Annotated in this window: 11 protein-coding genes and 1 tRNA gene; 6 read left to right on the forward strand and 6 right to left on the reverse strand. The window is 48.8% G+C overall.

From position 1 onward, the window contains the following. Positions 1–3 precede the first annotated feature (3 nt). The 4 genes from P8J86_04870 to P8J86_04885 form a co-directional block, all read right to left on the reverse strand. Complete coding sequence (locus P8J86_04870) at positions 4–1,791, reverse strand: ThuA domain-containing protein (GenBank protein MDG2054022.1); 1,788 nt, start codon at positions 1,789–1,791, stop codon at positions 4–6. A gap of 19 nt (positions 1,792–1,810) precedes the next feature. After that, complete coding sequence (locus P8J86_04875; GenBank protein MDG2054023.1) at positions 1,811–3,040, reverse strand: DUF1080 domain-containing protein; 1,230 nt, start codon at positions 3,038–3,040, stop codon at positions 1,811–1,813. A 96-nt stretch (positions 3,041–3,136) separates the two neighbouring features. Then, on the reverse strand, positions 3,137–4,291 hold the full coding sequence (locus P8J86_04880; GenBank protein MDG2054024.1) for a Gfo/Idh/MocA family oxidoreductase: 1,155 nt from the start codon (positions 4,289–4,291) through the stop codon (positions 3,137–3,139). Beyond that, a complete protein-coding gene (locus P8J86_04885; protein MDG2054025.1) occupies positions 4,288–5,298 on the reverse strand; it encodes a sugar phosphate isomerase/epimerase in 1,011 nt (336 codons plus the stop codon). Before P8J86_04885 ends, P8J86_04880 begins: the two co-directional genes overlap by 4 nt. A gap of 253 nt (positions 5,299–5,551) precedes the next feature. Between P8J86_04885 and P8J86_04890 the strand changes: the two genes are divergently transcribed. The 6 genes from P8J86_04890 to P8J86_04915 all read left to right on the forward strand — a co-directional run bounded on the left by P8J86_04890 (position 5,552) and on the right by P8J86_04915 (position 10,909). After that, positions 5,552–6,295: a hypothetical protein gene (locus tag P8J86_04890; protein ID MDG2054026.1), complete on the forward strand. Its 744-nt coding sequence runs from the start codon at positions 5,552–5,554 to the stop codon at positions 6,293–6,295. A gap of 29 nt (positions 6,296–6,324) precedes the next feature. Beyond that, positions 6,325–8,949, forward strand: a complete 2,625-nt coding sequence (locus P8J86_04895; GenBank protein MDG2054027.1) for a DUF1080 domain-containing protein — start codon at positions 6,325–6,327, stop codon at positions 8,947–8,949. A 333-nt stretch (positions 8,950–9,282) separates the two neighbouring features. Next, positions 9,283–9,507 carry a hypothetical protein gene (locus P8J86_04900; protein ID MDG2054028.1) on the forward strand — a complete coding sequence of 75 codons (225 nt, stop codon included), beginning with the start codon at positions 9,283–9,285 and terminating at the stop codon, positions 9,505–9,507. Between the two features lie 126 nt (positions 9,508–9,633). Continuing rightward, the gene (locus P8J86_04905) at positions 9,634–9,783 is read left to right on the forward strand and encodes a hypothetical protein (protein MDG2054029.1); all 150 of its coding nucleotides are present in this window, start codon (positions 9,634–9,636) and stop codon (positions 9,781–9,783) included. 145 nt (positions 9,784–9,928) lie between these two features. Continuing rightward, positions 9,929–10,002 (forward strand) — tRNA-Cys (locus P8J86_04910). 34 nt (positions 10,003–10,036) lie between these two features. Beyond that, a complete protein-coding gene (locus P8J86_04915; protein MDG2054030.1) occupies positions 10,037–10,909 on the forward strand; it encodes a hypothetical protein in 873 nt (290 codons plus the stop codon). A gap of 17 nt (positions 10,910–10,926) precedes the next feature. On the opposite strand, the gene P8J86_04920 is transcribed toward P8J86_04915, so the two are convergent. Both P8J86_04920 and P8J86_04925 read right to left on the reverse strand, forming a co-directional pair. Beyond that, a complete protein-coding gene (locus P8J86_04920; protein ID MDG2054031.1) occupies positions 10,927–11,406 on the reverse strand; it encodes a peptidylprolyl isomerase in 480 nt (159 codons plus the stop codon). A 23-nt stretch (positions 11,407–11,429) separates the two neighbouring features. After that, positions 11,430–12,491: a peptidylprolyl isomerase gene (locus tag P8J86_04925; GenBank protein MDG2054032.1), complete on the reverse strand. Its 1,062-nt coding sequence runs from the start codon at positions 12,489–12,491 to the stop codon at positions 11,430–11,432. Positions 12,492–12,650 lie beyond the last annotated feature (159 nt).

Here is a 12,650-nt window from a genome sequence, read left to right on the forward strand (position 1 = left end):
TGACTATCTCGTTTTCTCGGGCGAGGGAGATGAAATACCCGGCCCACGCAAATGTAATGATCGCATCAGGAAGAGCGATCGGTCAGGTGGGCCGCGGAAGACGAAAAAGTAGGCGGATGATCCCCCCGGATCCCCAATAAGAGCTGTTACGTTGGTCCATCCTTGTTCTTCAGCACTCGCTTGCAATCGGACAATTGACACCAAGGTGCCTTCTGGGTCATCGCGGCGAATTTCAATAGAAGACTTAACACTTGGCTTCAACGAAAAAACAATGTCTTCAATTCCCGCCAGACATAGAGGATCAAGAGACACCCACCCTTTATTTACCGCAACAAATGCAGAGGCATTGCCCTCATTGGAGATGTCAACGCGCTGCAATCCCTCTGAAGTATCCATCAAATTTGGCCGTATCTCATGAGCCCTGAGTGTCAACACACTGTGACCGATCAGGCGATTCTCATCATCAACGCCTTGGTCTGCATATCTTGCTAACAAGAACATGTCCTGACTGGGATTATCTTTTTCATATAACAGGGGTGGAATTTTAAGTTGCCCGCTTGATCCGGTACGACTCACAATGGGTTTTCCATATGGATCACCTGATTGATACAACTCCACAACAACGCGATTAACATCAGGAGATTGTTCTTCAGGATCATCGATCAGAATGTCATACTGAAACCACTGATCCGGTGAAACAACGCCACCATCTTCGGGTTTTATAAAAGTCACTGTCGGGCTTGTATTTCCAACAACAATCCATGAATCCATAGCGCCGATAGAACCCGATTCATCAGAGATGAATAATCGAACCAGAAATTTTCCACGTTGATGAAATGTCCAGAACGTCTGTTTCACCCGAGAATCTATCTCACCATCAGAATTAAAATCCCACGCGTAAGATAGTTCTTGATCACTCTCTCTATTTTTCACCGCTGTAAACTGGACTGTGAGCGGGGGCTGCCCAGAGCTCGGCTTGCTCTCAATGGTTGGCTTCCAGTTTTTTAATGTTTGGACATCACTACCCGCTGACCATTGAATCGCCTCAATGATATGTTTGATAAAAAGCGGATCTGCAAATGACTCGTCTGTGTGACCGCCACCCGTATAAAAAGCTCGTCCTCCGTCATAATCATGGCACCAGACAATAGGATGCGACGCACCCATACCCCCGCCCTCATAACTGCCTTCATCCAATGTTGCCAAAATCTGCACTGATTGATCCGGCACATCACGATAGTCATACCACTCGTCAACACGTTCCCATGTGGTGGGCAGATGAGCCATGGCTGGATGTGTCTTGTCTTGAACCACCACTTGGCCACGCTGAACTGCTGGGTGACCTGCGAAATAGGCGCCCATCATTTTTCCATACCAAGGCCAGTCATATTCGGTATCAGCTGCTCCATGAATGCCTACCCAACCACCGCCACCTTGAATAAATCGTTGCATTGCTTCCTGCTGCGTCTTGTCAAGCACATCACCGGTTGTATTAAGAAAAACGATGACATCCATATCCACTAGCGTCTTGTCCGTAAAAACTTCAGCATCCTCGGTTGCAACGACCTCTATATCATTTTCTTTCGCCGCCAACTTAATCGCTTGAATGCCTGTTGGAATAGAGCTGTGTCGAAAACCAGCGGTCTTAGAAAAGAGTAATACTCTTAGTGGTTGCAATTGCTGCGTCACTTGATCTTGGCCACTTAATATTGATCCAAAAAGTGAGTTATGAGCAAGAAGAACAACAACTGCGATAAGAGGCCATTGATGATGATGATTAACTTTTGTCATGGATTTGTTGCCTTGGCAATCAATCGCTTCGGTCTGATGATTCTTGGCTAGACGACTGTGTGGTAGCACTTTCGGTTGAGGTGAGGTCTCGTATTTGGAGATCTTTCCAAATGATCTCATTCCCAGCATGTTGAGATTGAAGAGCAATGTGCCCCTCATCGAAAAGAGCTAAGTTCATATCGATCATTGGCAGACCATTGATCCAGGTTTGAACATGATCGCCTTCTACTCGAATTCGATAGTCGAACCAAGAGTTATCTTCAGTGAGCTTTACTTTTGGAAAGGCTTGATTCGTAATGGCGCCAGTAAACTCTTTTGCATCCTGATTATCAACCTCAGCTTCATATCCCACTGGCTCTTCATATTCCACTGGCCAATCGTCATTGTTCGAAAGCTTCGGCATCGTTCGAAAGTAGAGCCCCCCATTACCATTCTTGTTCACTTTTACATGAGCTCTGATTTCGAAATCGCCAAACTTTTTCTTTGTAAACAAATGGCCCGGACCATCTCGCCCAACCAGGTTGCCGTTTTCCACAACCCAACTCGCATTCCCATCCTCAAACCAATTTGACAAATCATTGGTGACCAACGGCCTGAAACCACCGGGATCGGGGTCGGGTGATAAGTCTTTGATACGGATATTGCGATAGCGAATCGGATCTCCGTGATCTTGCAACGCAATGTAGCCAGTCTTAAGTCGATGCTGCAATGCCATTGCTTGGCCTGTTCCGCGCCCATCGAGTTTTTCGTTCTTGTGAATATGTTTTCCATTAAGCCAAACATTAATCATATCTCCAGACAACACCATCCGGTACGTATTCCAGCTGTTTGGTTGGTTGAGCGCCATCTCATTTGGTGCAATGGCATCGTAGATGGCGCCACATGCACCAGGATATGGATCTTCACCAAAGGTGTCGTAGACCTGAACCTCCATACCACTGAAGGCCGGATTTTCGTTACTCGACGCACGCAGTGCCACACCCGAGTTGCCTTTGGGTGGAAGAAAGAAATCAAGTCGAAGATCGAAATCGCGATATTGCTTCTCGGTCCGGAGCCAGCCACCGCCCGCCGGTTTAACCAGTAGCTCACCATTCTCTACTGCCCATGCATTGACATTACCGGTCGGCGTCCATCCTGTCAGTGACACGCCATCAAACAGTGGCTCAAAACCTTTTTCTTGTTCATCGACTTGCAACACGTTTCCATGACTACCAAGAATGGATAGCGTTATAAAAAGTATTTCAAACATGCCCTGAACTCCAGCGAACCAGTACTACTGTTATATAAATTGAAATTTAGCCACACGCATACATTGAGCGGTGGCAACCTATTCACAAATGATCAATCACTGATCTAAACAAACCCAGTGCGGCTTGCCTTGACTACTTTCTACAACAGCATTAATAAACTGAACCCCAACAAGTCCATCATTCACATCTGGATAATCGGGATTCTCATGATTTGGTTTGTTGTCTCGTATGGCCCTCGCTGCTGAGCGATAGATGTTTGCAAATGCTTCGATATAAGCCTCAGGGTGGCCCATGGGAATACGCGTCGCATCTAGACTCTCTGATGACAACATTGCATCGCCACGGTAATAGACTTGTTCTGGACCATCGCTCGTCCAAGTGCGCAGTTGGTTTGGGTCTTCTTGATGCCATTCAACACCGCCCTTTTCACCCCATACACGTAAACGAAGATTATTTTGTTGCCCCACACAAATTTGCGATGCACTGAGTATTCCCCGTGCGCCGGATGTGTATCGGATCAACACACTTGCATCATCATCAAGATCACGGCCTGGCACAAAATGTGTCAAGTCCGCACAGAGCTCTTCCATTTTGAGTTCTGTGACATAGCGAGCAAGATGCTCAGCGTGTGAACCAATGTCACCAATTGCACCTCCAGCGCCTGCTTTGCTGGGATCAGTGCGCCATCCAGCTTGTTTTTGTCCTGTTTCTTCAAGACGTGTTGCAAGCCATCCCTGATGGTATTCAACAATGACTTTGCGTACAGCTCCAATGACCCCACTCCTGATCATGTGGCGAGCCTGCTTTACCATCGGATAACCGGAGTAGTTATAGGTGACGCAGAAGACAGTGCCTTTTTGTTTCACTAGAGAAGCAAGTTCTTTCGCTTCTTGAACCGTATGGACCATGGGCTTATCAAGAATGACATGAAAGCCCGCTTCAACACATGCACGTGCAACTGGATAGTGCATGTAATTAGGTGTCACAATACTGACCACTTCTATCCGCTCATCAGCAGGTCGCTTAAGCTCACCATCCAGCATTTCTTGCCATGATGGATAAGTACGGTCCGGAGCAAGATGAATCGCTTTCCCACTACTGAGTGCTCGCTCTGGCGTTGATGAAAGTGCGCCAGCTACAAGTGTCATTGAATCATCAAGGCGAGCTGCAGAACGATGGACTGCTCCAATAAAAGCATCTTGCCCACCGCCAACCATTCCCATTCTTAAAGGGATGCCTTCGTTACTCACTGCGTCGTCGCCTCTTTTTGGAATGCCCCATCAAACGCTGCTCGGGATGCGGAAAAATCTAGATTCCGTACGTACTCGCATGATTCAATTGCACCATGCTCTCGATTCATCTCCGCATCTTCCCATTCAACCGATAGTGGGCCTTCATATCTCGTTCTATTGAGTGCTCTGATGATCTCTTCAAAGTCAACGTGGCCACGGCCAACTGATCGGAAGTTCCAACCGCGACGATGATCACCAAACTCTAAGTGTGAGCCCAAGATTCCCGCACGACCATCTTGTGTCACCGCGACGTCTTTCATATGAACGTGGTAGATGCGATCTCCAAACATATCGATGAATATTGCGGGATCAACACCTTGCCATAAAAGATGGCTTGGATCAAAGTTGAATCCAAAGGCTGGATGACGATCAATAGCTTCCAGGGCGGCAAGTGTTGAATGAATGTCGTAGGCGATTTCCGCTGGATGTACTTCTAAAGCAAACTTGACATCACACGATTGAAAGGTGTTAAGGATTGGAGTCCAACGCTCAGCAAAGTCATCGTAACCTTCATCAACCATGCTCTGTGGTGTCGGCGGGAAAAAGTAAAAATTGGGCCAGATGGAAGATCCGGTGAAACCATTGACAACCTTGAGACCCATATTCGCCGCCGCGTGAGCTGTGCGCATCATTTCCTCGGCTGCTCTTTGTCGAACGCCTTCGGGCTCTCCATCTCCCCAGACATGTGGAGGTAGTACAGATTCATGGCGGGCATCAATATGATCGCACACCGCTTGCCCTACTAAATGAGTTGATATTGCCCAACACTTGAGGCCATGTTGATCGAGAATCTCATGGCGCTCTTTCGCATACCCAATATCTTCACTAGCGCGAACAACATCAACGTGATCGCCCCAACAAGCAAGCTCTAGTCCGTCATAACCAAAACTAGCCGCTTTTTCCGCCATGACGGTAAGTGGTAGGTCTGCCCATTGCCCAGTAAAAAGTGTGACAGGTCGTGCCATCGGGTCTCCCTTTAATATGACAGGTTGATGATCCCAATTCTAACCGATGAAGGCAGCCCTATAAACTCTTGCCAGGCCATCGTCTTTGGGGGCAGTAATGGTCTTTATAGAATCAACACCGCTGGTTTTCATTGCAATGGCCTATTGATCGGTTCTTGCTTATCAACATTGCGAGGACAAGCCTTGCCACCATTCAACATCACCCGTATCCTCATTCGTTGAGAAAACCATGCCCTTTTTAAGGTAAAACAACATGCCACACCTCATTTTGGTTGCTTTCATGTCTTTGGTCATCACGCAGCCAGGCGGCGACTCACGGCCACGTGACCCATGGGTAATTCGTGGGGTACTCGATCAACAGGCCCGCATGGTCACCGTTGCGCTTGATGAAGATTTGTGGGTTGCCTACGACACCAAGACTTGCGTGCTCTATAGAGCATGGACTGGAGATGTTGATTTTACCGGCGCCGTTTATGACACCTTGCATGGTCCACAGCCAACGATACGTGGCACTATTTGGCTTGAACAAACGGACGCAAAATACGACTGGTCATTGGTTTGGCATGAACTCAGCGGCAATGCCTCCCTGATGCGACTTGCTCCAAAGTGGAAGGGTTATCGTTTTAAGGAGGATGGTAGCGTTCAGTTTGTTTATGACATGGTTAATCATCGCGGAAACGTGATGCGTGTGACAGAGAGTCCAGAAGTCTCACGCATTGGAGGCCCTGATGGCGAGCTCGCTTTGACGCGCACATTCCAAGTCGAGAATTTACATGCTGGCTCAAAACTGTCCATTGCGATTCCCACAAAATCACCACTCGGGCCGCTGGAGTTTCAATCAAATGGCCGCCTGATAGGCATGAAAAATCATCGAATACTGCAGGTTGATAACGGGGACCCTGTTGAGGTCACCACGTTCATTAAGCCGCCTCAGGTAGAAAAGGCCCCACCACAAACCCAAGAAGAAGATGAAGTCCCTTTCTTCCTTGCACCCTAACTCTCAATGAATAATGGTGAAATGTGAAAATGACAAAACAACTGCCACTCGTACTCTTGGCCATTGTTCTTTTTTCAAGCGGCGTGCATGGACAACAACCATCTGAACATACGCAGCCAGGCCTTTCAATCCGTGTTTATGAAATTGGCCACCAGATGGATAAATTGCGAGCTCTTGTCCCAGGCCAAACGCCGAATGTCTCTCGTATTGTTGATTCGCTTGACTACCGTGGCGAAGATGGGCCGTTTGAAGGCTATGAAGATCACTTTCTCATCATTGCAGATGGTTTCTTGATCATTGATAAGCCAGGTCAATATGGATTTGAACTTGCCAGTGATGATGGAGCAGCACTTTTTCTCAATGGGCGCAAGATCATTGACAATGATTTTGAACATGCAACCGAAGTGAAACGGGTTGATGTTGAACTTGAGAAGGGTATGCATGAGATTTTGGTTCGGTACTTTCAAAGTACTGGAGGCAAAGATCTGTGGCTCAGTTGGAGGCCACCAGGTGAAACTGATTTTGAGGTTATTCCTTCGACTGCACTACGTGCGCCGGCTGGGGAAGTGCGCGTCACATCGCCCGGCAGAAAACGGCTTATAGAATCACTGGGTAGAGGCCGCCCGGGTGACCTGCAGCCACTTACAGGCGTGCACCCAAGCTATGACATTGTTTCTGTTCGCCCCAAGAACCTCACGCCAAAAGTTGGGGGTATTGACTGGCTATCTGATGGGCGAATGGTGATATGCACCTGGGATCCAGATGGGGCTGTTTACTTACTTGATGGTGTGACCGCGGATAATTCTCAAGACATCTCCTTTAAAAAAATCGCTTCAGGGCTGGCTGAACCGCTTGGCTTATCTGTGGTCGATGACCGTATCTTTGTGTTGCAAAAACAAGAGCTCACAGAGCTGAGTGATACAAACGGTGATGACATCATCGACGACTATTGGACAACATGTAGCGGCTGGCCAGTCTCCGCTAACTTCCATGAGTTTGCCTTTGGTCTCGTTCCAGATGGACGCGACTTCATTGCAACACTCGCTATTGCAATTGATCCCGGTGGGCGCAGCACCCAACCTCAGGCACCAGACCGCGGAACAGCTGTCCGGCTTCAGCGTAATGGAAACTACAAGGTTGTTGCCGAAGGACTGCGTACGCCCAATGGGCTTGGCCGTGGCTCTGGGCAGAACATTTATATCGCAGACAACCAAGGTGACTGGGTACCTGTGTCTAAGATTGTCAAACTAGAAGATGGCGCCTTTTATGGTTCACAGGCTGTACTTGGTGACGCTGCTGCTCACCGTGAAGTGTCGCCGCCGGTTGTTTGGTTACCTCAGGGCGAGATTGGCAACTCGCCAACCGAAATAATCTTGATACCGAATGGTCCGTACGCAGGACAAATGGCGCATGGTGATGTCACCCATGGTGGTCTTAAGCGTGTTTTTGTAGAACAGATTGGTGATGTTGAACAAGGTGCTGTGTTTCGATTTACACAAGGCCTTGAGGGCGGCTCAAACCGCGTGAGTGTTGGCCCCGATGGCGGCATCTATGTGGGCGGCATTGGCTCAACCGGTAACTGGGGGCAAGAAGGTAAGAAGTGGTATGGCCTCGACCGTTTGCGATCAAATGACACCATCGCTTTTGAGATGTTAGCGGTTCGGGCGATGTCTAATGGATTGGAGCTTGAGTTCACGGAACCGATTGCAGAATTCGTCGGTGACTCACCACAACACTATGTTGCAACACAGTATCGGTATGAGCCAACTGAAGAATACGGTGGGCCAAAGATTGACGAACGCCTTTTACCTATCAAGTCTGCCAATGTTTCAGAGGATCGACGCAAAGTATTCATCGAGCTTGATGAGATGGAAGCTGGCTCGGTCATCCACATGCGATTGGTTGGGCCTTGGAAAAGCAATGGTGACAAAGAACCTTGGACAACTGAAGCTTGGTACACAATGAATAAGATTCCAGAAGACCGCAGTGGGCATGTACAGGCAAACAACACTGGTGACACGATGAATCAACTTACTGAACGTGAGCAGGCTGAGGGTTGGAAACTTCTTTTTGATGGACACACCACAAAAGGATGGCGCGGCTACCAGAGTCAAGAAATGCCTGGTGGTTGGACCGTTGAGGATGGCACCTTGGTGCTGACTGGTTCGGGTGGTGATATTGTTACAGAAGAGGTTTTTGGAAACTTTGAGCTCAGTGTTGATTGGATGGTCGAACCTGGTGGCAACAGCGGTATCTTCTACCGAGGGAAGGAAACCGAGCCAGCGATTTACTTCACTGCACCGGAAATGCAAGTACTCGATAACCAACGTCATACCGATGGAGAGAATCCTCTAACATCAGCTGGATCTGCATATGGACTATATGCGCCTCAATGGGATCACTCTTATCCTGCAGGTGCATGGAACCGAGCTCGAATTGTTGTGCAAGGTGGCAATGTTGAACATTGGCTCAATGGCGAAAAGCTACTCGCATTTGATATGAAGTCAGAGGAGTTTGCGAACCTTAAAGCCAACAGTAAATTCAAAGACTGGAGCAACTTTGCAGTGGCTGATGAAGGGCACATTGCCCTGCAAGATCACGGTGATCGTGTGGCGTATCGCAATATTAAGCTTCGGCCTCTGCCAGCAAAATAAGTTCCGCTCTCTCTCACAGAACCACCGCTCTCACTGTTCAAGCTGAGGTATGACCAGATAAAAAAACGGCCCCCTTGTGGTGACCGTTTCCACCCCTACTCTTCTCCCTCTCTCCCAAAAAAGGAGACGGCGTTGCAGGCAAAAAGGCTGTTGCCAGAGCCCGTAAGCTTAGGCATCGGACGCCAATTTTCACCTGAACTTCCTTGATACTACTAACTTATGAATTCTAAACAAGCTCAAAATAATGTTGTATTCAAAGGGGCCTCGGTAATGGGCTGTGAAGTGAACTACTGGCATTAATCGCCATAATCAGGCACACTAGGACCCATGATCATGAGACCTCAGCATAAAAAATATAGCTCAGTGGCGATTTTTGCAGGCTTGGCCATCTGGTCCACAACAGGGTTTCTAACCAGCTGTGGCCCACCATCACCTGAGCTCGCGGCAGAAGCTTCTGTCGATGACGGGCCATGGGGACCCGATTCACAAGACAATGTTGATTTTGTCGACCCTGCGAGTGTTGAGTCGACTTGGGGAACGGAAGTAGCTGGAGACTAGCCTGAAGGTCTGTTTTGGTTGATAAATGTATTTGCAAAGACCCTCAAGCGCCGACGAAACTGGAGTTGATCCGGTTCCAGAAGTAGAGCCTCGGACTACAAGAATGCCTTAGCCAGGAGAACAGATATGTATGGAATCGTTGGCCTGATCTTATGGATCATCATCTTCATTATTCTCATAAACTTTTTAGAGATTGGCTTCTATGGATACGGTGGTTTTGCACTGGTCGCCATCATCCTGCTGCTTATCATCCTCTTGGCTTGGGGCGATGACTAAATCAGCCTTTCGGCCGCGTGGCCTCATTTTTATCTAGAATAAAACCCTGGTGACCCTTACCAGGACCATTGTCATGTGACTTGGCAGAACTGATCCTCGTGATCATTGCCGTGACATGTGTTGATGCCTATTCTGTTCTGAAACCGGCCGAGTACCCAAGTGGACTAAGGGGACGGATTGCAAATCCGTTATCCGTGGGTTCGAATCCCACCTCGGCCTTTTTACCGCACCCACCTTCTGAGGCAAACCCCCTATGCCTTTAATGAAACGCCAACTTGCTCTACTGACTGTCGCAACAGTGAGCATTTGTAGTGGCATGGCCGTGAGTGTTTATCAAACTGAAACAGATGCCGACTCACCCTCACGTCGAACACTCCTTCCAGAAGGATCTGAGCTACTCCGTGTTGTTGGCACAATGGTAAACAAAGGCCCTGGCACCCCCTTGGAATTTTTGGTGCCCAGCGAAAATCCAGAGCACCCAGATTTTCGTTTTACGCTTTTGCCCAGTCGTACGCTCCAGGAGATGGAAGCTGTTACCAAAGAGCATCCAGATGAACTTATTCAATTTGTGATGTCTGGTGATCTCTACGCCTATCGGAATAAAAACTACTTACATCCAAGGCACGCCGCTTATCGCCTTGAAGATTCAACCGCCAAAACAACGACGCCAAAAAATACAGAAGGCGCCCCCGAAGAACCTATTGACCAAACTTTGAGCAATAGAGAATCCCCACCAGATGGACAAGACTCCATTGATGATCTCTTAGCTAAGTTTGAGCAGCGCACCGGAACACTCACCCGCAGTCTGAATCGAGATCAGACAGAAGAAACCACAGAGGCTGCGATTCCCGAAGGGAGCCTCATGCACATGCGTCGAGGCCGGTTAACGCGCGACGATGATGGTGCTTGGATGTTTCTTTTTGATGCCGATGCAGAGGGCTTAGCCGATCCGCCAGTGACCCTCTTGCCCACGCAAACACTTCAAGAATTGGAAGGTAGTATCGAGCAAACCGGCACTGCCTCGCCGCTCCTATTGAGCGGCGAGATCCTGCTCTATCGCAATCAGCGTTTTTTGATCCCGACGCTCTTTCGGGAACCGAAACAGCGCACATTTCTTGTTCCTTGATCGCGCCAGGTGACGTATCACTCAGCTTCGATAGCGGTGACCGACTCAATATGTATTGGTTCCATTGGTCGATCTTGATGATCTGTATCTACTGCACCGATCACACGAACGACTTCGATTCCATCAACAACTTGTCCAAATGCCGTATAGCTACCATCAAGATGCTGGCAATGCTCCCGCCCCAGACAAACAAAGAACTGACTTCCCGCAGAGTTCGGATCACTTGATCGTGCCATTGAGAGTGTGCCCTCAACATGCTCTCGATCATTGAACTCAGCATCAATTGTCCAACCAGGCCCACCAGTGCCCGTTCCACTAGGACAGCCTCCTTGGATCATGAAGTTGGAAATAATACGGTGGAATATCAGATCGTTATAAAAACCGTCATTGGTAAGTTTTAAAAAGTTGTCAACATGACCGGGGGCAACGTCATTCCAAAGTTCAATTGTAATGTCACCCTTATCAGTTTTGATTAACGCTTGCGGATACGCTGTCATCGTTTTCTCTCTTTCAGTTCAGTTTATTCTTCTGGGATTGGTTTTGAAATTGGCTTGCGAATGATGCCTGGTTCACGGGCTGGCGAATCAATAAGGACTGCATCCAAAATCATTGGTGGTGTCTCAGGACGACCCGTTGCCGGATCTTCAAGGTTCGTCTTGCTGATTGACACAATGACATTGCCACCCTGGACTGCCTCGCCAAATGAAGCATATTGGCCATCAAGTCGAGCGGTTCCTTCACGAGATAGGCAGATAAAGATTTGGCTTCCCGCAGAATCAGGTTCATCTGCTCTTGCCATTGAGATCACCCCAAAATCATGGGGTAAGGTGCTCGGTTCAATTGGTAGCCAGTAGCCCGGACCACCCTCCCCGGTTCCGGTAGGATCGCCAGCTTGGATAACGAACCCGTGACCATCGCGCGTCAGTGGAACAATGCGATGGAATGGAATCAAGCGGTAGAACCCTCCATCGACAAGTTGGCGAAAATTCCAACTCGTGTTGGGCGCTGCATCGGGACGCAGTTGCAGAACAATCTCTCCCTCGCTTGTATTGAGTTTGACATCCCGCTCTGGATATATTCTCAATCCACTGATCATTGCTCCGGTCGATGTCGTGCCCTTCTCTGAATCAGCTTGGCCACCAACAGGGTCATTGTTCTCTTCGGTTTCTGACGAACCAGAATCAGTAGCGGCTTCGTCTTTCCATTGGTCAATCCGCTGATAGGACGTTTCACCATCTGGCCGAAGCTGCTTGGTGACCTGTGGAACCATGCGCGATCGCAATGGCTCCAGAACGAGAGGTGATCCAGAGGCTTGTCCGTTAATGATCAGCTGTAGATAGGCCGCTCGTTCAAGAGCCCAAACCTCGGGCATCTCCTTTGAGATATCCATACGATCCGACTGAATCGGCATTGGCCCAGAGATAAGCGATCCATCCCCATTAAGAAGGACAAGTTCACTTCCGGTCGGTGCAGTCATCTGCACGATGACAGGCCGATCTAAGCCGTTGTAAAGGCGTTCAGCAACCAGTGGCTGAGCAAGGGTGCTCAAGTATGTAAAAACCAGTGCAATTGAAATAGACATTTGGAGGACCTTTTGTCAGATACGGAAGATCCGTATCCTAGTCCCAATAACGCATCCGGCCACCCGCCGAGCCCGCATTCTTGCGACTGCGGATGATGTGGGCCCCTGGCGGGCGTCCCCGCCATCCATAGGTCAGCGGCAGGCCGAGGCAAACGGTGC

The organism is Phycisphaerales bacterium (assembly GCA_029268515.1).
GTDB lineage: Bacteria > Planctomycetota > Phycisphaerae > Phycisphaerales > SM1A02 > JAQWNP01.